This window comes from Pseudomonas sp. FG86 (assembly GCF_057808775.1).
Genome location: NZ_JBMDIS010000011.1, coordinates 92,463 through 116,447, shown reverse-complemented (window position 1 = coordinate 116,447; position 23,985 = coordinate 92,463). Strand labels below are relative to the sequence as shown.

Annotated in this window: 15 protein-coding genes; 4 read left to right on the top strand and 11 right to left on the bottom strand. The window is 61.6% G+C overall.

Annotated features, from left to right (window positions below; all coding sequences use genetic code 11):
• Nucleotides 1-30 precede the first annotated feature (30 nt).
• Nucleotides 31-2,541 carry a phosphoenolpyruvate--protein phosphotransferase gene (gene ptsP / locus ACODSV_RS10445; protein ID WP_150055214.1) on the top strand — a complete coding sequence of 837 codons (2,511 nt, stop codon included), beginning with the start codon at nt 31-33 and terminating at the stop codon, nt 2,539-2,541.
• 26 nt (nt 2,542-2,567) lie between these two features.
• Nucleotides 2,568-4,274: an N-acetylglucosamine-specific PTS transporter subunit IIBC gene (gene nagE / locus ACODSV_RS10440; protein ID WP_150055213.1), complete on the top strand. Its 1,707-nt coding sequence runs from the start codon at nt 2,568-2,570 to the stop codon at nt 4,272-4,274.
• A 413-nt stretch (nt 4,275-4,687) separates the two neighbouring features.
• Here nagE and ACODSV_RS10435 read toward each other — a convergent pair whose 3' ends face one another.
• Nucleotides 4,688-4,999, bottom strand: a complete 312-nt coding sequence (locus tag ACODSV_RS10435) for a YqfO family protein (protein WP_102624587.1) — start codon at nt 4,997-4,999, stop codon at nt 4,688-4,690.
• A gap of 4 nt (nt 5,000-5,003) precedes the next feature.
• Nucleotides 5,004-8,900: a phosphoribosylformylglycinamidine synthase gene (gene purL / locus ACODSV_RS10430; protein ID WP_150053700.1), complete on the bottom strand. Its 3,897-nt coding sequence runs from the start codon at nt 8,898-8,900 to the stop codon at nt 5,004-5,006.
• A 287-nt stretch (nt 8,901-9,187) separates the two neighbouring features.
• Here purL and mltF point away from each other — a divergent pair, with 287 nt between their 5' ends.
• The gene (gene mltF / locus ACODSV_RS10425; RefSeq protein WP_069076947.1) at nt 9,188-10,648 is read left to right on the top strand and encodes a membrane-bound lytic murein transglycosylase MltF; all 1,461 of its coding nucleotides are present in this window, start codon (nt 9,188-9,190) and stop codon (nt 10,646-10,648) included.
• A gap of 107 nt (nt 10,649-10,755) precedes the next feature.
• On the opposite strand, the gene ACODSV_RS10420 is transcribed toward mltF, so the two are convergent.
• From ACODSV_RS10420 to treP, 5 genes are all read right to left on the bottom strand, one after another.
• Nucleotides 10,756-11,043, bottom strand: coding sequence for a PTS sugar transporter subunit IIB (locus tag ACODSV_RS10420; RefSeq protein WP_150053701.1), 288 nt, complete (start codon nt 11,041-11,043; stop codon nt 10,756-10,758).
• 2 nt (nt 11,044-11,045) lie between these two features.
• Nucleotides 11,046-13,562 carry a phosphoenolpyruvate--protein phosphotransferase gene (ptsP, locus tag ACODSV_RS10415; protein WP_454843136.1) on the bottom strand — a complete coding sequence of 839 codons (2,517 nt, stop codon included), beginning with the start codon at nt 13,560-13,562 and terminating at the stop codon, nt 11,046-11,048.
• A 147-nt stretch (nt 13,563-13,709) separates the two neighbouring features.
• Nucleotides 13,710-14,930 (bottom strand): maltoporin, encoded by a 1,221-nt coding sequence (locus ACODSV_RS10410; protein WP_150055377.1) that lies wholly within the window; start codon nt 14,928-14,930, stop codon nt 13,710-13,712.
• A 70-nt stretch (nt 14,931-15,000) separates the two neighbouring features.
• Nucleotides 15,001-16,647 (bottom strand): alpha,alpha-phosphotrehalase, encoded by a 1,647-nt coding sequence (gene treC, locus ACODSV_RS10405; protein WP_150055376.1) that lies wholly within the window; start codon nt 16,645-16,647, stop codon nt 15,001-15,003.
• 107 nt (nt 16,648-16,754) lie between these two features.
• A complete protein-coding gene (gene treP, locus ACODSV_RS10400; protein ID WP_024077260.1) occupies nt 16,755-18,197 on the bottom strand; it encodes a PTS system trehalose-specific EIIBC component in 1,443 nt (480 codons plus the stop codon).
• Nucleotides 18,198-18,435: 238 nt separating this feature from the next.
• Here treP and treR point away from each other — a divergent pair, with 238 nt between their 5' ends.
• On the top strand, nt 18,436-19,140 hold the full coding sequence (gene treR, locus ACODSV_RS10395) for a trehalose operon repressor (RefSeq protein WP_024077261.1): 705 nt from the start codon (nt 18,436-18,438) through the stop codon (nt 19,138-19,140).
• Between the two features lie 73 nt (nt 19,141-19,213).
• On the opposite strand, the gene guaA is transcribed toward treR, so the two are convergent.
• The 4 genes from guaA to ACODSV_RS10375 all read right to left on the bottom strand — a co-directional run bounded on the left by guaA (nt 19,214) and on the right by ACODSV_RS10375 (nt 23,901).
• Nucleotides 19,214-20,791, bottom strand: coding sequence for a glutamine-hydrolyzing GMP synthase (gene guaA, locus ACODSV_RS10390; protein WP_024077274.1), 1,578 nt, complete (start codon nt 20,789-20,791; stop codon nt 19,214-19,216).
• A gap of 82 nt (nt 20,792-20,873) precedes the next feature.
• Nucleotides 20,874-22,343, bottom strand: a complete 1,470-nt coding sequence (gene guaB, locus ACODSV_RS10385) for an IMP dehydrogenase (protein ID WP_017530001.1) — start codon at nt 22,341-22,343, stop codon at nt 20,874-20,876.
• Nucleotides 22,344-22,447: 104 nt separating this feature from the next.
• The gene (locus ACODSV_RS10380; protein ID WP_024077275.1) at nt 22,448-22,996 is read right to left on the bottom strand and encodes a hypothetical protein; all 549 of its coding nucleotides are present in this window, start codon (nt 22,994-22,996) and stop codon (nt 22,448-22,450) included.
• A 137-nt stretch (nt 22,997-23,133) separates the two neighbouring features.
• Nucleotides 23,134-23,901 carry a sulfite exporter TauE/SafE family protein gene (locus ACODSV_RS10375; RefSeq protein WP_024077276.1) on the bottom strand — a complete coding sequence of 256 codons (768 nt, stop codon included), beginning with the start codon at nt 23,899-23,901 and terminating at the stop codon, nt 23,134-23,136.
• Between the last annotated feature and the right edge of the window lie 84 nt (nt 23,902-23,985).

Genomic DNA, 23,985 nt, shown 5'->3' with positions numbered 1-23,985 from the left:
TGCTGCGTTTTCCTGATGAGTACCGTGCCCATGTCCAACAACAATAATCAACTGACCCTCAGCGCCCCGTTAAGCGGGCCGGTGCTGCCCCTGGGCAACGTTCCCGACGAAGTCTTCGCCAGTGGCGCGATGGGCGACGGTATTGCCATCGACCCCCTGAATGACTGCCTGCATGCGCCCTGTGACGGGGTGATCATCCATGTCGCCCGCACCGGCCACGCCCTGACGATTCGCACGGACAACGGCGCCGAGTTGCTGCTGCATGTGGGTATCGACACGGTGGAGCTCAATGGCGAAGGCTTCGCGCTGCTGGTCAAGGAAGGCGCCCGTGTCAGCCAGGGGCAGGCGTTGGTGCAGTTTGACCTGGACCGGATTGCGCGCCAGTGCAAAAGCCTGGTCAGCCTGATCATTCTGACCAATAGCGATCGCTTCGCGCTGACACCGCTGGCACTCAATACAGTCAAGGTCGGTGAACCGCTGCTGCGGGTGAGCCTGCGCTCAACGGCCTCGACGCAGACGGCTGTGGATAACTCGGCCGCAGAAGCCAGCGCCAACGTGCGCATCACCCACCGCGGCGGTTTGCATGCGCGCCCAGCGGCGTTGATTCGCAAGACCGCCCAGGGGTTCAGCAGCCAGGCGCAGTTGCATTTCGCCGGCAAGTCGGCGGCGTGCGACAGCCTGATTGGCTTGATGGGGTTGGGCATAGGCGAAGGCGACGAGGTTCGCGTCAGCTGTCGTGGCAAGGATTGCGAGGCGGCGTTGCAGGCATTGGTCGCCGCACTGTCAGTCGCCATCAGCGCAGAACCTCACGCGCCGGTAACCGCCGCTCCACGTCGTGCGAATACTGAAACCGGCGTACTGCAAGGGGTGTGCGCAGCACCGGGCCTGGTGTGCGGGCCACTGTTCCGGTTGACCGGCATCGAGTTGCCGGCCGATACCGGTAACCACCGCGCCGACGAACAACTGCAACGGCTGGATGCGGCCCTTGAGCACGTGCGCGGTGATATCCGCCAGACCCTGGCCCACGCCCGCCAGCGCAAAAATGCCGAAGAAGAAGACATCTTCGCCGCCCACCTCGCCTTACTGGAGGATCCGGCCCTGCTGGACGCCGCCACCCGTGCGATCGAACACGGCAGCGCCGCCACCCACGCCTGGCGCGATGCAATCCAGGCGCAATGCGCGGTCTTGCTGGCCCTGGGCAAGCCGCTGTTTGCCGAACGCGCCAATGACCTGCGCGACCTGCAACAACGGGTGCTGCGGGCGCTGTTGGGTGAAGCCTGGCATTTCGAATTGCCCCCTGGCGCCATTGTCAGCGCCCATGAACTGACCCCTTCAGACCTGCTGCAATTGAGTGCGCAACAGGCGGCGGGCATCTGCATGGCCGAGGGTGGCGCCACCTCCCACGTCGCGATCCTGGCTCGGGGCAAAGGCTTGCCGTGCGTGGTGGCATTGGGCGCCGACGTACTCGATGTGCCACAAGGCCAACGGGTGGTGCTGGACGCGGCCAACGGTCGCCTGGAACTGGCCCCCAGCGAGGCGCGCCATGCCCAGGTGCATCAGCTGCGTGACGCACAGCAACAGCGGCGCCAGCAGCAACAGGCCCAGGCCCGATTGCCAGCACGCACTCGCGATGGGGTGGGCATCGAAGTCGCCGCCAATGTCGCCTCCAGCGCCGAAGCCCAGGTGGCGTTTGAAAACGGCGCCGATGGCGTCGGCCTGTTGCGTACCGAATTCCTCTTCGTCGACCGCCGCACTGCGCCGGACGAACAGGAACAGCGCCAGGCCTACCAGGCCGTGCTGGATGCCATGGGCGACAAGTCGGTGATCATCCGCACTATCGACGTGGGCGGAGACAAGCAGCTCGACTATCTGCCACTGCCGGTGGAGGCCAACCCCGTGCTCGGCCTGCGCGGCATTCGCCTGGCCCAGGTGCGCCCCGAGGTGCTCGACCAGCAACTGCGTGCCCTGCTGCAAGTCAGCCCGCTGGCGCGCTGCCGCATCCTGCTGCCAATGGTCAGCGAAGTCGACGAACTGCTGCACATCCGCCAACGCCTGGATGAACTGTGCATGGCACTGGAGCTGACCCAACGCCCGGAACTGGGGGTGATGATCGAAGTGCCCGCCGCCGCGCTGATGGCCGAACAACTGGCCAAGCATGCGGACTTCTTGTCCATTGGCACCAATGACCTGTCCCAGTACACCCTGGCCATGGACCGCGACCACGCAGGTTTAGCTGCGCGGGTGGATGCTCTGCACCCGGCGCTGCTGCGGCTGATCGCGCAGACTTGCGCGGGCGCGGCCCAGCATGGGCGTTGGGTCGGCGTGTGCGGCGCCCTGGCGTCCGACCCCTTGGCGACTCCCGTACTGGTTGGCCTGGGGGTCAGCGAACTGTCCGTGAGCCCGCCGCAAATCGGAGAAATCAAAGACCGCGTCCGTCACCTGGACGCGGCGCAATGCCGGCAACTGAGCCAAGGGCTGCTCGACCTGAGCAGTGCCAAGGCCGTTCGCCAAGCCTGTCAACACCACTGGCCGCTGAGCTGAAAACAACAAGAACAGGGAGACACGCCATGTACCAATACTTTATCGAAGGCCTGCAACGGCTCGGCCGCGCGCTGATGCTGCCGATCGCGATTCTGCCGATCGCCGGCCTCTTGCTGCGCCTGGGTGACACCGACCTGCTCAACATCGCGGTGATGCACGATGCCGGGCAAGCGATCTTCGCCAACCTGGCGCTGATCTTCGCCATCGGTATCGCCGTGGGTTTTGCCCGCGACAATAACGGCACCGCCGGGCTGGCCGGGGCGATTGGTTACCTGGTCATGGTCTCTACCCTCAAGGTGATGGACTCGACCATCAACATGGGCATGCTCGCCGGTATCGCCAGCGGCCTGATGGCGGGCGGGCTGTATAACCGCTTCAAGGACATCAAGCTCCCGGAGTACCTGGCCTTCTTTGGCGGGCGACGCTTTGTGCCGATTGTCACGGGCTTCAGCGCAGTCGGCCTGGGCGTGATCTTCGGCCTGATCTGGCCGCCGATCCAGCACGCTATCAACAGCTTCGGCGTACTGCTGATGGAAAGCGGCAGCCTGGGCGCGTTCGTGTTCGGCGTATTCAACCGCCTGCTGATCGTCACCGGCCTGCACCACATCCTCAACAACATGGCCTGGTTCGTATTTGGCACCTTTACCGACCCCGTGACCGGCGCGGTTGTCACCGGCGACCTCACGCGCTATTTCGCCGGCGACCCCAAAGGCGGCCAGTTCATGACCGGCATGTTCCCGGTGATGCTGTTCGGCCTTCCGGCTGCGTGCCTGGCGATGTACCGCAATGCGTTGCCGGAGCGGCGCAAGGTGATGGGCGGGATTTTCCTGTCGATGGCGCTGACTTCGTTTCTGACCGGTGTCACCGAGCCGATTGAATTTGCGTTCATGTTCCTCGCACCGTTTCTTTACCTGATTCACGCAGTGCTTACCGGCCTGTCGATGGCCGTGACCAACATGCTGGATATCCACCTGGGCTTTACCTTCTCCGGTGGGTTTATCGACATGGTGCTGGGTTGGGGCAAGTCCACCCATGGCTGGTTGGTGTTCCCGGTTGGGTTGGCCTATGCGGTGATCTACTACAGCGTGTTCAACTACTGCATTCGTCGGTTCAACCTGAAGACACCGGGCCGGGAAGATATCCAGGTGGTGCAAGCTGAAGTGATGAGCGAAAACCAGCGCGCCACGGCCTATATCCGGGCGCTGGGTGGTGCGGACAATCTGCTGAGCGTGGGTGCTTGCACCACGCGCCTGCGCCTGGAGATGGTCGATCGCAACAGGGCGGTGGATGCCGACTTGAAAGCGCTCGGTGCCGTGGCCGTGGTGCGACCAGGCAATGGCGGGAGCTTGCAGGTGGTAGTCGGGCCGATGGCCGATAGCATTGCCGATGAGATTCGCTTGGCGATGCCGGCGTTTGTTGCTGCAAGTCCAGCGGGCGTTGCACCTGTGGATAAGCCGGTTGCGGTGAATGCGGAGGACGCCGAGAAATGGCTGACAGCCTTGGGTGGCCGAGGGAATGTGCGTCAGCTGGAAGCGATGGCGATGACCCGGTTGCGGGTGGAACTGGGGGATGATTCGGTGTTGTCCGAAACTCAGCTTGTGGCGCTTGGATGCCAAGGTATTACTCAACTCGACAGTGGTGTTTGGCACTTGCTGATTGGTGACAAAGCCTCGGGTTTGGGTGAGGCGTTGGAGCGGTTGGTCAGCGGTCGGCAGATTGGGGCGGGGGCCTAGTTGATCTTTGCCTGTATGGGCCTCATCGCAGCATGGGTATCTACACAACTTAGGCTCAACGCTGCCCCCCCGGCAGACAGGGCTGTTGTGGCGAGCGGGCTTGCCCCGCGTTGGGCTGCGAAGCAGCCCCACTAAGATCACCGCGCTGTTTCAGATAGACCGCGGACTGAGGTTTTAGGGCTGCTGCGCAGCCCAACGCGGGGCAAGCCCGCTCGCCACAGGGAGAGTTCTCAAGGTCTGAAAGTTGCGTAGATACCCATGCTCATCGAAGGCAAGCCAGCTCCCACAGTTTGAATGTATTCGCAGATCAACAATGTGGGAGCCGGGCTTGCCCGCGATAGGGCCTGTTCAGGCAACAAAAAACCCGCTGACCAAACTGGCCCAGCGGGTTTCTTGTTTTTACAGCCAGCGAATCAAAAATCCGCCAACTGCCACACCTCATACGCCGGTGTTTCATACGGATGGCTGAGCTTCAACGCCGCCACAGCAGCCGCAATCGACTCATCGGCCACCACCAGCTCAACTTTCCACTCTTCAACCACTTCAACCTGGCCCACCTGCCCGATAAACGGCTGGCTGCCGTCCAACGCACGGAATTGGCCCTGGCCCAGCACTTGCCAGGCGCAGCTGTCGTAGTCGCCGATGCGCCCGCCACCGGCTGCGAAGACGGCGGTCTTCACCGTCTCCACATGGCTGTCGGGCACAAAGAAGCTGAGCTTGTACACCGCCTTAGTTCACCCACACGCGAGCGTTGCGGAACATGCGCATCCAGGCGCCGTCTTCGTTCCACTCTTCCGGGCGCCACGAGTTCTGCACCGCGCGGAATACACGCTCCGGGTGCGGCATCATGATGGTGACGCGGCCGTCGCGGCTGGTGAGGCCGGTGATCCCGCGCGGCGAGCCGTTCGGGTTGGCCGGGTAGTTTTCGGTGACCTTGCCGTGGTTGTCGACGAAACGCATGGCCACGCAACCGGACAGGTCGGCTTCCAGCAGGGCTTCTTCGCTTTCGAACTCGGCATGGCCTTCACCGTGGGCGATGGCGATCGGCATGCGCGAACCAGCCATGCCTTGCAGGAAGATCGAGTTGGACTCCTGCACCTGCACCATGGCGACACGGGCTTCGAACTGCTCGGAACGGTTACGCACAAAGTGCGGCCAGAACTCGCTGCCCGGGATCAGCTCATGCAGGTTGGACATCATCTGGCAACCGTTGCACACACCCAGCGTGAAGCTGTCGTTGCGCTCGAAGAAGCCTTGGAACGCGTCGCGGGCACGGCTGTTGAACAGAGCCGATTTGGCCCAGCCTTCACCGGCACCCAGGACGTCGCCGTAGGAGAAGCCACCGCAGGCCACCAGGCCCTTGAACTCGTTGAGGTCAACGCGACCGGCGAGGATATCGCTCATGTGCACGTCGATCGCGTTGAAGCCGGCGCGGTCGAACGCGGCCGCCATTTCGACCTGGCCGTTGACGCCCTGCTCACGCAGTACGGCGACTTGTGGACGAATGCCTTTCTTGATGTACGGCGCGGCGATGTCCTGGTTGACGTCGAAGCTGAGCTTGGTGCTCAGGCCCGGATTGTCTTCTTCCAGGATCAGGTCGAACTCCTGCTCGGCGCAGTCGGCGTTGTCGCGCAGGCGCTGGATCTGGTAGCTGGTTTCCGCCCATTGGCGTTGCAGCAGACGGCGCTGGCCTTCGAAAACGGTGTCGCCGTTGAAGACAATGTCGATCTGGCCGTTGTTGATCGGCTGGCCGATCACTGCCACGCATTCGCTCAGGCCCGCCGCGCTGAATTGTGCAAGCACCCCAGGGGTCGCATCCTGGCGCACCTGGATCACGGCGCCCAGCTCTTCGTTGAACAGGATGCCGTTGATTTCAGAAGCATCCTCGGCAACGCTGTCGAGTACCAGGTTCAAGCCGCAGTGACCGGCAAACGCCATCTCTACAACGCTGGTCAGCAGGCCACCGTCGGAACGGTCGTGGTAGGCCAGCAGGTGGCCGTCGGCGTTGAGGCCCTGGATCACGGCGAAGAAGGCTTTGAGGTCTTCGGCGTCATCGACGTCCGGCGCATGCTTGCCGAGCTTGCCATGGGTTTGCGCGAGGATCGAGGCGCCCATGCGGTTCTGGCCACGGCCCAGGTCGATCAGGATCAGGTCGGTGGTGCCCTTGTCCATGCGCAGTTGCGGGGTCAGGGTCTGGCGGATGTCGGTGACCGGTGCGAAACCGGTGACGATCAGCGACAGCGGCGAAGTGACGCTCTTGTCGGTGCCGTCTTCGTTCCAACGGGTGGCCATGGACATGGAGTCCTTGCCCACCGGAATGGTGATCCCCAGTTCCGGGCACAGCTCCATGCCGACCGCCTTGACGGTGTCGTACAGGCGCGCGTCTTCACCGGGGTGGCCGGCAGCGGACATCCAGTTGGCCGACAACTTGATGTCGGACAGTTTGCCGATGCGCGACGCCGCGATGTTGGTGAGGGTTTCACCAATGGCCATGCGTCCCGACGCCGGAGCATCCAGCAGGGCCAGCGGCGTGCGCTCGCCCATCGCCATGGCTTCACCGGTGTAGACGTCGAAGCTGGTGGCGGTGACGGCAACGTCAGCCACCGGCACTTGCCATGGGCCGACCATCTGGTCACGGGCCACCAGGCCAGTGATGGTGCGGTCGCCAATGGTGATCAGGAAGCTTTTGCTCGCCACGGCCGGGTGGTGCAGCACACGTTCGATGCTGTCGGCCAGGTCCAGCGTGCTCGGGTCGAAATCATCGCCCAGCTCGGCTTCACGTACGGCCGAACGGTGCATGCGCGGGGCCTTGCCCAGCAGCACTTCGAGCGGCATGTCCACCGGGCTGTTGCCGAAGTGGCTGTCGGTGACCGTCAGTTGCGGCTCGGCAGTGGCTTCGCCGACCACGGCAAACGGGCAGCGCTCGCGTTCGCAGATGGCCTGGAAGCGCGCAAAGTCTTCAGGGCCGACGGCCAGTACGTAGCGTTCCTGGGACTCGTTGCTCCAGATTTCGTGCGGGGCCATGCCCGGCTCGTCGTTTGGAATATTGCGCAGTTCGAAACGGCCACCGCGGTCGCCATCGTTGACCAGTTCGGGGAAGGCGTTGGACAAACCACCGGCACCGACGTCGTGGATGAAGCTGATCGGGTTCTTGTCACCCAACTGCCAGCAACGGTCGATGACTTCCTGGCAGCGACGCTCCATCTCTGGGTTTTCGCGCTGTACGGAAGCGAAGTCGAGGTCTGCCGAGCTGGTACCGGTGGCCATGGAGGAGGCAGCACCGCCACCCAGGCCGATCAGCATCGCCGGGCCGCCGAGGACGATCAGCTTGGAGCCGACCAGGATTTCGCCTTTCTTGACGTGTTCTTCACGGATGTTGCCCATGCCGCCGGCCAACATGATCGGCTTGTGGTAGCCGCGCACTTCATCGCCACGCAGGGTGGTGATGGATTGCTCGAAGGTCCGGAAGTAGCCGGTCAGTGCCGGGCGCCCGAATTCGTTGTTGAACGCGGCGCCGCCCAGCGGGCCTTCGATCATGATGTCCAGCGCGGTAACGATGCGCTCCGGCTTGCCGTATGGCACTTCCCACGGCTGTTCGAAGCCTGGGATCTGCAGGTTGGACACGGTAAAGCCGGTGAGGCCGGCCTTTGGCTTGGCGCCACGACCGGTGGCGCCTTCGTCGCGGATCTCGCCGCCGGAACCGGTGGCTGCGCCCGGGAACGGGGCAATCGCGGTCGGGTGGTTGTGAGTCTCGACTTTCATCAGGATGTGCACCGGCTCCTGCACCGCGCCGTACTGGCGGGTCTCAGGGTCCGGGAAGAATCGGCCGGCGACGCTGCCGACGATGACCGAGGCGTTGTCCTTATAAGCCGACAGAACGCCTTCGCTGTGCATCACGTAGGTGTTCTTGATCATGCCGAACAGGCTTTTTTCCTGGCTTTCGCCGTCGATGTCCCAACTGGCGTTGAAGATCTTGTGACGGCAGTGCTCGGAGTTGGCCTGGGCGAACATCATCAGTTCGATGTCGTGCGGGTTGCGCTTCAAGCCGTTGAAAGCGTTGACCAGATAGTCGATCTCGTCTTCGGCCAGGGCCAGGCCCAGTTCGGTGTTGGCCTTCTCGAGGGCGGCGCGACCGCCGCCAAGCACGTCAATCGCGGTCAGCGGCTTGGGCTCGGCGTGGCTGAACAGGCCGGCAGCCTGTTCCAGCTGGCTGACGATGATCTGGGTCATGCGGTCGTGCAGGCTGCTGGCGATAAGCTCGGCTTCGGTCTCGCTGAACTGCCCGGCGACATAGAAGGCAATCCCGCGTTCCAGGCGCTGGATGCTCGTAAGGCCGCAGTTGCGGGCGATATCACTGGCCTTGCTCGACCAGGGCGAGATGGTGCCGAACCGTGGCAGAACCAGGAACAAGCGGCCGGTCGGCTCTTGAACGGGAACGCTTGGGCCGTACTTCAGAAGGCGTGCCAGCACTTGCTGTTCGTCGGCGGTCAAGACGCCGGTAACGTCGGCGAAGTGAGCAAATTCAGCATACAGGCCTGTAACAGCTGGAACCTTCTGGCTCAGTTGCTCAAGGAGTTTGCTGTGGCGAAAGGCAGAAAGGGCAGGAGCGCCGCGCAGGATCAACATCTTCGGGACAGCCTCGGGAAGGGGGTGTGCTTTGAGGCCGTGCATTCTAGCGTAAACCGCCGCCAACGGCACCCGAAACGCTACTGGTGGCTGCTGCCGAACGTCAGTTGGCACCGATTGCACGCTATCCGCGCGCTATCCGTGGCATTCCGCGCAGTTATTTTAACCGTCACAATCACTCGCCAAGCCACGTTTCTGCGGGTTGCAGCACAGTTTTGCCGGCGCTAGCAGACAAGTCCCACGCTGTCGAGATATGGCGCCGTGGGCCGTTTGCGTATACTGCGCAGATGTTCTCCCCTACTGCTTTGCGCCCGCGGTGCGCCAAATGGCTCATCGCAACCGGACTCTTCCTGATGCTCAGCGCCTGTGTTGATAAACCCAGCACGCTCGAGCGAATCAAGGAGGATGGCGTATTGCGGGTGATTACCCGAAACAGCCCGGCCACGTATTTCCAGGACCGCAACGGTGAAACCGGTTTCGAATACGAACTGGTCAAGCGTTTTGCCGACGACCTGGGGGTGAAGCTGGAAATCGAAACCGCTGACAACCTCGACGACCTGTTCGGCCAGCTGGGCAAACCCAACGGCCCGGTCCTGGCTGCCGCCGGCCTGGTCAGCAGCGAGCAGCGCCTGAAGCAGGTACGCTTTTCCCACCCGTACCTGGAAGTGACCCCGCAGATCATCTATCGCAACGGCCAATCACGCCCCACCAACGCGGCGGACCTGGTGGGCAAGAAGATCATGGTGCTCAAGGGCAGCACCCACGCCGAACAACTGGCGGAGCTGAAAAAACAGAATCCTGCCATCGAATACGAAGAGTCCGACGCCGTTGAAGTAGTCGACCTGTTGCGCATGGTCGACGAAGGCCAGATCGACCTGACCCTGGTGGACTCCAACGAAGTGGCGATGAACCAGGTGTACTTCCCCAACGTGCGCGTGGCATTCGACCTCGGCGATGCCAGCCACCAGAGCTGGGCCGTGGCCGCCGGCGAAGACAACAGCCTGCTCAACGAGGTCAACAGCTACCTCGACAAGGTCGGCAAGAACGGCACCTTGCAGCGCCTCAAAGATCGCTACTACGGGCACGTCGATGTGCTCGGCTACATGGGCGCCTATACGTTTGCCCAGCACTTGCAGCAGCGCTTGCCCAAGTACGAGAAACACTTCAAGGCCTACGCCAAGGAAGAAAAGGTCGACTGGCGCCTGTTGGCGGCCATCGGCTATCAGGAGTCACTCTGGCAACCGGCGGTCACCTCCAAGACCGGCGTGCGCGGGCTGATGATGCTGACCCAGAACACCGCCCAGGCCATGGGCGTGTCCAACCGCCTGGACGCCAAGCAAAGCATCATGGGCGGCGCCAAGTACCTGGCCAAGATCAAGGATGAGCTTGACGATGATATCGCCGAGCCGGACCGTACCTGGTTTGCCCTGGCCGCTTACAACGTGGGCACCGGGCATCTGGACGACGCGCGCAAACTGGCGCAGAAGGACGGCCTGAACCCGAACAAGTGGCTGGACGTGAAGAAGATGCTGCCGCGCCTGTCGCAGAAGCAGTGGTACAGCAAGACCCGCTACGGCTATGCCCGTGGCGGCGAGCCGGTGCACTTCGTGGCGAACATCCGGCGCTACTACGACATCCTCACCTGGGTGACTCAGCCACAGCTGGAAGGTAATCAGGTGGTCGAAGGCAACCTGCATGTACCTGGGGTGAACAAGACCAAGCCGCCGGAAGAGAACCCGCAGCTGTAAACCCGATCATCCAGCCCCATGTGGGAGGGAGCGTGCTCCCGATGAGGCTGGATCAGCCACAGACAAGCTGACCGCCCCCTGCTACCGGCACTCCCACCGCTCGTTCGCTACTGGCCCTGGAGGCCGGTGAGCAGATGCACCGTGCCTCCCGCCAACACCATCACGCCAGGCACTCCAGCCGCCTTTAACGCCGCCACATCCACCCGCGCCTCGTCCTGCAGTTGCACGCGCACCCGCGTCAACGCCACGCGCTGTTGCGTCTTGAGATTATCCGCACCACCGAGCGCATCCAGCACATCGGCCGACAACAGACTCGGTGTCGACGGCGCTACCGTCTCGGCAATCAAATCCGGGGTCAGGGCTTTCCAGAACGCCCGCTGCAATTTCTCGAACATGCTCAGTGCTCCACGACAGGTGAGGTTTCAACGGTGGCCGCGTGATACAGGCGCAAGGCCTCGCGCACTTGGGCGGCCTCTTCCAGGCCCAGTACCTGGCGGGCGATGATCTGACAGTCCGCCAGGTCCAGCTCGCGTACGGTGGCCTTGATGGTCGGGATCAGCGGCACACTGACAGACAACTCATCCACCCCCAGCCCGATCAATACCGGCACGGCCAAGGCTTCGGACGCCAACGCCCCGCACACGCCCACCCATTTGCCGTGGGCATGGGCGGCCTTGACTGTGGTCGCGATCAGGCGCAGCACCGCCGGGTGAAAGCTGTCGGCCTGGCCGGCCAGCCGCGGGTGGTCGCGGTCCATGGCCAGGGTGTATTGGGTCAGGTCATTGGTGCCGATCGAAAAGAAATCCACATGGGGCGCAAACACATCCGCCATCAACGCCGCAGACGGCACCTCGATCATGATGCCCAGCTTCGGTAGCTCGGTGAGCCCCAGGGCCAGCGCTTCTTCTTCGAGCATCTTGCGCGCCAGGTGCAACTCGGAGAGCAGGCTGACCATCGGCAGCATGATATGCAGGCGTGCAAAACCGGCACTGGCGAGGATCGCACGGAACTGTTCGCGCAGCAGCTCAGGACGCTCCAGGCACAGGCGGATGCCGCGCAGCCCGAGGAACGGGTTGGTTTCGGCATCCATCGGCACATAAGCCAAGGGTTTGTCGCCACCGACGTCCAAGGTGCGCACCACCAGGTTGCGCTCGGCGCCCAGGGCACGGGCGATGGCCGTGTAGGTGGCTGCTTGTTCGTCAGGGCCCGGCGCACGGTTGCGGTCCAGGTAGAGGAACTCCGAACGCAACAGGCCGACGCCTTCGCCGCCAAGGGTCAGGGATTGCTCCACTTCCTGCAACGAGGCCACGTTGGCGGTGACTTCGACGCGATGACCGTCTCGGGTAGTGGCGGGCAACGACGCCTGCGCCACATCGCGTTGATGGCGAAGCACCTGCTGCTTGCGGGCGGCTTCCAATTGTTCGATTTCGGCCAGGTCCGGGTCCAAGTGCAGTTCGCCTTTGTCGGCGTCGAGCAACACCTGCTTGCCGTTGGCCAACCCCAGTACCTGGGCCGAAACACCGCAAATGGCCGGCAGGCCAAGGGCGCGGGCGAGGATCGCGACGTGGCTGGTCGCGCCTCCGCCGACGGTGACAAAACCCAGCACTTTGCGTGTATCCAGGCTGGCAGTCTGCGAAGGGGTCAATTGCTCAGCGATCAGGATTGCGCGCTCCGGCAAGTCCCAGGCGTTGTCCTGAATGCCCAGGATCAGTTTCAGCACGCGCTGGCCAACATCCGCCAGATCTGCCGCACGCTCGGCGATCAGCGCATTGCCCAGCCCCTGAAATAGCTTGACGGTCGCGAGCGTGGCACTGTTCCAGGCAAAGGCGGCGCTCTTGCCTTCAGCCAGCAGGCTATGGGCGTGCTCCAGCAAGGTCGGGTCTTCGAGCAATTCCTGATGGGCGCGGAAAATCTCTGCCTGGGCGCTGCCGGCGGCCTTATCCCGAAAAGCCTGCAATGCCTCGGTGGCAGCCAGCAGGCCACGCGCCAAAGCGGCACGTTCAGTGGTTTCACCCGTACCTTGTTCAGGGATGCTCAGCTCAGGCTCAGTCACTTGAACGACCTGACCAAACGCCGAACCCGGCGATGCGCACACGCCTCGCAGCAAGGTCGCCGAGGGTGGCGTAACGACCGCTTCAGCCACGCTCGCCACCCCCTCGCCACAGCCTTCAGACAACAAGGCCACCAGCGCAGTGATCGCCGCTGCGGCATCCTCACCCGCCGCACTCACCTGCAAGGTGTCGCCGTGCACGGTTTGCAACGCCATGATCGCCACCAGCGATTTGGCGTTGGCGCTCTGGGTTTGCTTGTGCAGATAGATGCTTGCGTTGAAACCTTTCGCCGCCTGGGCGAACACCGCCGCCGGGCGGGCGTGCAAACCATTGGCATTGGGCAAGGTCAACGGCTTGGAGAACAGCGCATCGCCCTCCTCTTCGTCCACTGCGTCAACGGTTTCACCTGGGGATAACTGCAACAGCGGTTGGCCGACCTCCACAAGATCGGTTGCCAACACGCTAAACGGCTCGCCACTGACCACCAGCATCAAGGTCAGCAGGCTACGGGCGTTGAGCGCCACGTAGTCGGCATCGAATTCGATCAGCGGTTGCCCGGCCTCCACCCGCTGGCCTTCCTCGACCAATCGGGTAAATCCCTTGCCTGCCAGGTTCACGGTGTCCAGGCCGATGTGCATCAGCACCTGGACGCCATTGTCATCGGTGATGCTGACCGCATGCCCACTGTCCTGGATATTGCTGATCACCCCGGCCAGTGGCGCGCAGAGGATCTGCGAGGTGGGGTCGATACACAGGCCGTCGCCAATCAGGCGGCTGGAGAATACAGGGTCGGGCACCTTATCCAGCGCCAGCAGCACACCCGACACGGGCGCCAGCAATTCCAGGGGTTGAGTTGCGGTCATGACTTCACCTGCTGTTTTGTTCTGTAGATATCCGTGTGGGCGGGGGCTTGCTCCCGATGACGGTGTACCAGCCAATAAATGCCTATCTGAAACACCGCTATCGGGGGCTAGCCCCCTCCCACATTTATTCCCTGTGCACCCGAAGGCTCATTTCCACCAGTATTCGACTTGCACGCCGACGTTCGAGCCATGCCGCGCAGTGCCGTAGGCGCCGGTGTCGGACAACGCCGAACCCGCCGCCAGTTCATTCGCCGCACGCTTGGCCGCGTCGTTCCAACTGGCATAGGTGTAATACAAACGCACCTCCGGCCGCGCCCAGAAATCCGGGCCTTTGGGCGACCAGGTCGGGGCGAAGGTGAACTTGCTCAGCTTGCGCGTGCCACCGCTGGCATCGACCTGATCATGACCAAGTTCGGTGACCAGCTTGAACTGCTCGCTGATCGCATAGGCCGGGCGCACGCCGACGGACATCCAGGTCTGGTCCTGGCTGCCGGGGCGGATGTCTTTCTGGTACACCGCCTCGATCTGCCCGCCGAAACGCGGGGTCACCTGCCAGTCGAAAAACTCGACGGCGCGATAGCTTTTGCTGCTGTTGTCCAAGCGGGTATTGCCGGTGTAGCCCAGGCCGGTGCCAGGACCTTCGCCGTACTGCAGGGCGAATTTGTTCTTGCCGCCCAGGAAAGCCTTTTGTACGTGCTGCGCCGTGATCGCCCAACCGCTGTTGGTATCGCGCCCGCCGGCCTTTTCGATGTAGCTCAAGCCCAGCTCCAGCTCGCCACCGGGGTTGGTCTTGAAGCCCGCAACGTTGAAATCGTGACGTGTGGCGTATTCCTTCTGGTACAGGTTGTCTTTGCGCGAGAGGGCGTAGCTGTATTTCAAGTCGCCAATCAGCACGTCCTCGATACCGCCGCCAGTGGCGCTCTGGTTCCAGTAGTAGAAATCGGAAATATGGATGTCGTTACGCTTGTAGTAACGCCGCCCGGCCCACAGCGACCCGCCGTTGAGACCGGGCAGGTTCGACCATTGCGCATACATCTGCGGCATGCGCGCCGAGCCGTTGTTTTCACCCTGGAATTTAAGGGCGCGGTCGTATTGGTTGTACAGGGAGGCCATGGCGTCGACGCTGAGCACCGAACCATCGTCGAGGGTCAGCAGGTCCTGGCGCAATTCCAGTTCGGCGTACTGCTCGCATTCGTTGCCCAAGCGGTATTTGGTTTGCGCGCCCGGCAGTTGGAAACACTGCTGCTTGCCACTGCCGGTTGAAGTGCCCACGCCACTGCGCAGGTAACCGGCAAATTCCAGGGCCTGCGCGCCGAATGGCAGGCTCAGGCACGATGCTACTAGGCCCAGCTTTATTGTTGTTTTCATTAAGCGCTCCGATATTTTTATTATGTTTTTAACGCGTCCCCGCGCTCCCACACGGGGTTTACAACGGGTCTCAGTCCTTGAGGTGCAGCACAAAGGATTCGTAGGGGCGCAGCACGACTGTGCGGGTACGCATCGGGCAATCGGGGTAGTTGCTGATCAGCAGGCGTTGCTCGGTGCCCCCACTGATCACGTTGCCGGGCAGTTGGATCTCGCACGGCTGGCCGTAGAAGTTGTTCAGCACCAGCAACCGCTCGCCATGACCTTCGCGCAGGTATGCCCAGACCTGAAGGTGGTCTTGCAGCAACGGGCGGTAAACGCCCTCCTGAATCAGCGGTTCATGGCGACGCAAGGCGATCAGCGCGCGGTAGTGATGCAGCACCGAGTCCGGGTCATCCAGTTGCTGCTCGACATTGATCTGCGCCGCATTGGCCGGGATACCGATCCACGGCTCGCCCGTGCTGAAACCGGCATTCGCCTGGTTGTTCCACTGCATGGGCGTGCGCCCGTTATCGCGGGACTTCTGCATGATCGCCGCCATGCTCGACGCCTCGGACTCCCCCGCATCGCGCTTGAGGCGGAAGATGTTCAAGGTCTCGACATCACGGTATTGCTCGATCTTGTCGAACCCCGGGTTGGTCATGCCCAGCTCTTCGCCCTGGTACACAAAGGGCGTGCCCTGGAGGAAGTGCAACGCCGTGGCGAGCATCTTGGCCGAGACCACCCGGTGTTCGCCGTCATCGCCAAATCGCGAGACCACTCGAGGCTGGTCGTGGTTACACCAAAACAGTGCGTTCCAGCCGCCACCCGCCTGCATGCCGAGTTGCCAATCAGAGAGGATCTGCTTGAGCTGCAGGAAATCAAAGTCGGCGCGCACCCACTTCTGCAAGTTCGGGTAATCGACTTTCAGGTGATGAAAGTTGAAGGTCATCGACAGCTCTTTGGACTCCGGCCGCGAATAGCGGATGCAGTGTTCCAGGCTGGTGGACGACATCTCGCCGACGTTGATCAGGTCATGGCCCTCGAAGACTTCGCGGTGCATTTCCTGCAGGTATGCATGCACGTTCGGGCCGTCGGTGTAGAAGCGACGGCCATCGCTGTTGTCTTCGGGGAAATCGGCGGGCTTGGAGATCAGGTTGATCACGTCCAGGCGGAAACCGCCCACACCCTTGTCGCGCCAGAAGCGCATCAGCTTGAACACCTCGGCGCGCACCTTGGGGTTGTCCCAGTTGAGGTCGGCCTGGGTGTGATCGAACAGGTGCAGGAAGTACTGGCCGGTTTGCGCTTCGTATTCCCAGGCTGAGCCACCGAACTTGGATTCCCAGTTGTTCGGCTGGTCGCGCCAGATATAGAAGTCACGGTACGGGTTGTCGAGGCTGCTGCGTGCCTGCTGGAACCACTCATGCTCGATGGAGGTGTGATTGACCACGATGTCGAGCATCAGCTTGATGCCGCGCTGGGCTGCTTCGCTGATCAGCAGGTCGCAGTCGGCCATGGTCCCGTAGCTGGGATCGATGGCGTAGTAGTCGCTGATGTCGTAGCCGTTGTCGCGCTGCGGTGAACGCAGGAACGGGGTGATCCACAGGCAGTCGACCCCCAGCCACTTGAGGTAATCGAGTTTATCCACGATACCCAGCAGGTCACCGGTGGCGTTACCCGCGTGGCTGTGGAAGCTTTTGGGGTAGATCTGGTAGATCACCGAGTGTTGCCAGTCTTGCATGGTGGGTTCCTTCAGTAGAGTTTTTTGCAGGCCTCTCGGGCCTCATCGGAGGGCAAGCCCGCTCCCACATTCAAAATGCGGAGGGGCTTGCCCCCGATAGCGCTAGATCAGGCAACCCTGTATCCAGGCCGCACGATCTTCATGCTCAACGCGCAGGTCAAAACAAACGGCACGACCATCGCGATGACCATCCCGATCACAAACATCGGAATGGCGCTCGGCACGATCGAGATAAACCCAGGCAGGCCGCCGACCCCGATGGCCGAGGCCTGGACCTTGTTCAACGACAGGAAGATGCTGCCCAGCGCCGAACCCAGAAGCGCGGCATAAAACGGGAATTTGAAGCGCAGGTTCACGCCGAACATCGCAGGCTCTGTAATGCCGAAGTAGGCGGAAACCGCTGAGGTCGAGGCCATGCTTTTGTCCCGCGCATTACGGGTCATATAGAACACCGCGAGCGCGGCGCTGCCCTGGGCCAGGTTGGACATGACGATCATCGGCCAGATAAAGGTGCCGCCCTGGGTGGAGATCAATTGCAGGTCCACGGCGAGGAACATATGGTGCATGCCGGTGATCACCAGCGGTGCATACAGCAGGCCGAAAATCGCCCCGCCCAGCATCGGCGCCAGGTCAAAGAGGGTGACCACGCCTTCGGTAATCAGGATGCCCAGGTGACGGGTGACCGGGCCAATGATTGCCAGGGCCAGCACACCGGTAACGACGATGGTGGTGATCGGTACGACGAGCAGTTGAATCGCATTCGGCACCCGCGCCCGCAGCCATTTCTCGATGACGCTCATCACATAGGCCGCCATCAGGATAGGCAGGATCTGCCCCTGGTAACCCACTTTCTCGATCTTGAACCAACCGAAAATATCGAAGTACGGCAGGCTCTGGCCATCCAGCCCGGCGACCGCCTTGCCATAGTTCCAGGCGTTGAGCAGGTCCGGGTGCACCAGCATCAGGCCGAGCACGATGCCGAGGATTTCACTGCCGCCAAAGCGCTTGGCCGCCGACCAGCCCACCAGCGCCGGCAAGAACACGAACGAGGTGTTGGCCATCAGGTTGATCAGGCTCCACAGGCCATCCAGGTTCGGATAGGCCTCCAGCAGCGTCTTGCCCTCGATGAACATGCCCTTGGCGCCCATCAGGTTGTTCACGCCCATCAACAGGCCGGCAATGATCAGCGCAGGCAGGATCGGCATGAACACATCGGAGAACACCCGCACCAGGCGCTGCATGGCATTGGTCTTGTCGGCGCCCTTTTTCTTGACGTCGGCGATGGTGGCGGCGGCGAGGCCGGTCTGTTCCCGCAGCGCGGCATAGACTTTTTCCACTTCGCCGGGGCCGATCACCACCTGGAACAGGCCCCCGGTGAAAAACGAGCCCTTGACGAGGTCAACCTGGTTCAAGGCGCTGCTCTTGACCCGGCTCGGATCCTTGAGCGCCAGGCGCAGGCGAGTCACGCAGTGGGCAGCTTGCTCAAGGTTGTCGCTGCCCCCGAGGTTCTCGAGAATCTCGCGGGCAATGTTCGAATAGTCGTGGCTCATGCTTGGTTTCCACTTTGATTTTTTTATTTGGGGGCAGTCATTGGCAGCACGCCGAGAGCAAACGTACTCGTACAGACGAGTTAAAGCAACAACTCGTCTGTACGAGTTACATTTTGTTTGTTTTTTTATGGGCTCTACACCGTCACGCGCCACAGATATCCAAGGGCCCAATGGACAAACACCCCCCTTGCCACTAAGGTTCCTGCCTTGAACGCAAACCCGGCACAGAGCCATCCCCATGAGCAAATACAACCAGATCTATACCGATCTGCTTGCCAACATCACCACTGAACGCCTGCAACGTGGCACCCGTCTTCCCTCCGAAACCGAATTGATGGATGCCTACCAGGCCAGCCGTGGCACCGTACGTCGGGCCATCGAGCAGTTGCAGGAGCGTGGGTTCGCGCAAAAAATCCACGGCAAGGGCACTTTCGTGTTGTCGCCCAACCCCATCGAGTTCCAATTGGGTGGCATCGTCAGCTTCCACGAAACCCACGCCGACCTGGGCGACGACGTACGCACCGAAGTGGTCGAGTTCACCCAGTTCCCACTGGAAGGCTCATTGCAACAACACATCGAAGCCGAACCCGGCACCCTGATCACTCGGATCAAGCGCGTCCGGCGCATCGGCGGCAAACGGGTGATCCTCGACATCAACCACTTTGTCGCCGACCTGATTCCCGGCCTGGACCGCGACATCGCCGAGCAGTCGATCTACGCGTTCATCGAGCAGACGCTGCAGTTGCAGATCAGCTACGCGCAACGCACCATCGAAGCCCTGCCCCGCAGCAAAGACGACCAGGCGCACCTCGACCTCGACGGCCAGAGCCATGTGATCGTGGTGAGTAACCAGACGTTTTTGCAGGATGGGCGCCAGTTCGAGTACACCGAATCGCGGCATACGCTGGATAAGTTTTACTTTTCGGATATTGCGCGACGGTAAACAAATACCAGAAACACAAAACCCCGGACATGGCCGGGGTTTTGTTATTCAGCGCTCACCTGCTACCGCAGGATCATTCCCACTCAATCGTCGCCGGCGGCTTGCTCGACACGTCATACGTCACGCGCGAGATGCCTTCGATCTCATTGATGATACGGCCGCTGACAGTTTCCAGCAGTTCATACGGCAGGTGTGCCCAACGGGCGGTCATGAAGTCGATGGTTTCCACGGCACGCAGGGCCACGACCCATGCGTAACGACGGCCGTCGCCAACCACGCCAACCGATTTCACCGGCTGGAACACCACGAACGCCTGGCTGACCTTGTGGTACCAGTCGGCCTTGCGCAGTTCTTCGATGAAGATGTGGTCGGCGCGACGCAGCAGGTCGGCGTATTCCTTCTTCACTTCACCGAGGATCCGCACGCCCAGGCCCGGGCCTGGGAATGGGTGGCGGTAGACCATGTCGTACGGCAGGCCCAGTTCCAGACCGAGGCGGCGGACTTCGTCCTTGAACAGTTCACGCAGCGGTTCTACCAGCTTGAGGTTCATTTCCTCAGGCAGGCCACCCACGTTGTGGTGGGACTTGATCACGTGGGCCTTGCCGCTCTTGGCGCCGGCCGATTCGATCACGTCGGGGTAGATGGTGCCCTGGGCGAGGTACTTGATGTTGTCCAGTTTGTTGGACTGGGCATCGAATACGTCGATGAAGGTGCGACCGATGATCTTGCGCTTCTTCTCCGGGTCGGACTCGCCGGCCAGGTTGTTCAAGAATTGATCTTCAGCGTTGGCGCGGATCACCTTGACACCCATGTTCTCAGCGAACATGGCCATCACTTGCTCACCTTCGTGCAGGCGCAGCAGGCCGTTGTCGACAAACACGCAGGTCAGTTGGTCACCGATGGCCTTGTGCAGCAACGCGGCAACCACGGAAGAGTCAACGCCGCCGGACAAGCCCAGCAGGACGTTGTCGGTGCCGACCTGGGCGCGCACCTGGGCGATGGCGTCTTCAGCGATTTTCGACGGTGTCCACAGGGCTTCACACTCGCAGATGTCGAGGATGAAGCGCGACAGGATGCGGCCGCCTTGCTTGGTGTGGGTCACTTCCGGGTGGAACTGCACGCCGTAGTAACGACGCTCGTCACTGAACATGCCAGCGATCGGGCAACTTGGGGTGCTCGCCAGGATGTGGAAGTCCTGCGGCATCTTGGTGACCTTGTCACCGTGGCTCATCCATACGTCGAGGCCGAACAGGCCGTCGGCGTCGATGTGGTCTTCAATGCCGTCCAGCAGTCGGCTCTTGCCGACCACGTCGACACGGGCGTAACCGAACTCACGCAACTCGGAACCTTCAACCTTGCCACCCAGTTGCTCGGCCATGGTCTGCATGCCATAGCAGATACCGAACACGGGCACGCCCAGGTCGAATACGGCTTGTGGGCAGCGCGGGCTGTTGGCTTCGTGCACGGACTCGGGGCCACCGGCGAGGATGACGCCTTTCGGTGCGAATTCGCGAATCGCTTCGTCATCCATGTCGAACGGATGCAGTTCACAGTACACACCGATTTCACGCACGCGGCGGGCGATCAGTTGGGTGTACTGGGAACCGAAATCGAGGATCAGGATACGGTGGGCGTGAATGTCGAGGGCCATGAGATCAGTCTCGTCTAATGAATCAGAAACAACTCGGGGCTGAATAAGACAGCCCCGGTTACTTAACTATTTGCTGGAAGCATCAACCTACGCGGTAGTTTGGCGCTTCCTTGGTGATCTGCACGTCGTGGACGTGGGATTCGGCCATGCCGGCACCGGTGATCCGCACGAACTCAGGCTTGGTGCGCATTTCTTCGATGTTGGCGCTACCGGTGTAGCCCATCGAGGAGCGCAGGCCGCCCATCAGTTGATGGATGATGGCGCTCAGGGTGCCCTTGTAGGGAACACGGCCTTCGATGCCTTCCGGTACAAGCTTCTCGGCGCCTGCCGAGGAATCCTGGAAGTAACGATCGGAAGAACCTTGCGCCTGGGACATGGCGCCCAGCGAACCCATGCCACGGTAAGCCTTGTACGAACGGCCCTGGAACAGTTCGATCTCACCTGGCGCTTCTTCGGTACCGGCGAACATCGAGCCCATCATCACGCAGGAAGCACCGGCAACGATGGCCTTGGACAGGTCACCGGAGAAACGGATGCCGCCGTCGGCGATCAATGGAACGCCAGTACCTTCAAGGGCTGCAGCGACGTTGGCGATGGCGCTGATTTGCGGCACGCCCACACCGGCGACGATACGCGTGGTGCAGATCGAACCAGGGCCGATACCGACCTTGACGGCATCCGCGCCCGCTTCGGCCAAGGCCTTGGCGGCAGCGCCGGTGGCGATGTTGCCGCCGATCACCTGCACTTCAGGGAAGTTCTGCTTGACCCAACGAACGCGGTCGATCACGCCTTTGGAGTGACCGTGGGCAGTGTCGACCACCACCACGTCAACACCGGCCGCAACCAGGGCCGCTACACGGTCGCCGGTGTCTTTACCGGTACCGACCGCAGCGCCAACGCGCAGGCGACCTTGGTCGTCCTTGCTGGCCAGCGGGTAAGCCTTGGCTTTTTCGATGTCGTTGACGGTCATCATGCCTTTGAGGGCGAATTTGTCGTCGACAATCAGCACGCGCTCGATGCGGTGCTTGTGCAGCAGTTCGCGCACATCGTTCTTGTCGGCGCCTTCCTTGACCGTGACCAGACGCTCTTTGGGCGTCATCACTTCGCGGACGGTGACTTCAAGACGGTTCTCGAAACGCACGTCACGGGAGGTGACGATGCCGACCAGGTCGCCATCATGCAGCACCGGAACGCCGGAGATGTTGTGCAGGCGGGTCAGGTCGAACAGGTCGCGCACGGTGGCGTCGGCTTCGATGGTGATTGGATCTTTCACCACACCGGCTTCGTAACGCTTGACCTTGCGCACTTCGGCAGCTTGCTGCTCGATGGTCATGTTCTTGTGGATGATGCCGATGCCGCCTTCCTGAGCCATGGCAATGGCCAGACGGGCTTCAGTGACGGTGTCCATGGCAGCGGAAACCAGGGGAATATTCAGCTCGATGCCACGGGTTAGGCGGGTCTTGAGACTGACTTCGTTAGGAAGTACCTCGGAATAACCGGGCACTAGGAGAATGTCGTCGAATGTCAGAGCTTCTTGGCTGATACGCAGCATCGCGGGGGCTCCCGAGCGGGAAAATGGAAGCGCGCCATTATACTCAGACACCCCCCAGGTCTCAATGTAAAACTCTGACATATTTGGGAATAGTGATAGAAGGGCTATAACTCGACTTTGACCCAACTCATCTTCTGATCCAACCAGTCGGCGAATTCATCGATAAAGCTCTGCTTGAACCCCGCCTCCGCCCAGTTGTTGAAGATGAACCCGAGGTTGGAAAACCCACATTCCTGGAGGAATAAAAAGCCATTGATGTCATCTTCATGCCCACACAACGGACAGGTGAAGTTGTCGGTGTGGCCAGGCATCCAGTCTTCCAGGCTTTCGAAGAGCGCCTCGCCGACTTCCTTGAGGCATTCCGGGCAACCGGCCTCTTCGAGAAACCCCTTGGCGGGGGTATAGATGCAGCGCTTATAGATGATTTCCAACCCATTGACCGGCTCGTTGAACGGCAGCGCCTCGGGATGCAACACCACCGCGCGGGCGCCGTCGGCCAAGGCATAGGCCATGCGGTTGCCGGTGCGCCCGCAAGTGGTCAGCTCTTCCTTGACGATGTTCTTGCGCACCAGCCAGCGCACGATCGCCCGTGCGCGCGGTTCGTGGACCGGCAAGGTGGAGATTTTCGGGACAAGGATGCTTTGGGAGTTCATGAGAGTCCTGCGGTGTGGCTTCTGGCGTCATCGCGGGCAAGCCCGGCTCCCACATTGGAATGCACTCAACTGTGGGAGCCGGGCTTGCCCGCGATGACGCCCGGGAGGACGGCAGCTTAATCCCTGAAGAAATCAGGTCAAGTACTCAAATACCGTCCAATCAAAGCAATCCCACTGGCCAGCACCAGCCAGGTCACCAACCGCACAAACGCCTCGCGCGACATACGCATCGTCAGCCGACGCCCGCACCACAGCCCCAGGACCATCGCCGGCAGCAGGCACAACGCCAACATCAACAGCGGCAAGTCGGCGTACACCCCAGCAATCAGGAACAGGCTCAGGCGCACCACCGTGCTGCAACTGATCAGCGCGCTCTGAGTGGCACGGGCCGCGTCCTTGGGTAAACGACTGTTCAGGTAGATCGCATATAAAAAGCCGCCACTGCCGAACAGCGCGCCAAACAGACCGCCGACCGTGCCCATGGGTATCGACCACCCCGCCGCCAGCTGCGCCGGCCGGGCTTTCACCGCCAGGCTGTAGATCGCGTAGGCGCTGATAAACAGCCCCATCAACAGCAACAACAGATCGGAATGCAGGTTGAGCAGAAACACCACGCCCAGGGTGCAGCCAATCGCCATGCACGGCAGCAGTCGCAATAACTCCGGTTTGTTCACCTCCCGTCGCGATTGCAGGAGGTTGCCGAACGCCGCGACAAAATCCAGTAGCACCAGCAACGGAATGATCTTCGACAGTGGCATAAACACAATCAGGATCGGCCCCGCCACCAGTGCCGTACCGAAGCCGGCAATGCCAAACACGATATAGGCCACCGCGGTACCCAGGCCGATCACCAGCCAATCAACGCCGCCAAACGACCACTGACTCATCAGCTCAATCGGGCCCATGGGTTATTCCTTGAAAGAGATGGCTATCACTTTAGCCATCCGCGAGGGTTGCGACTAATATCTTCAAAGCCACTCACCCATCTC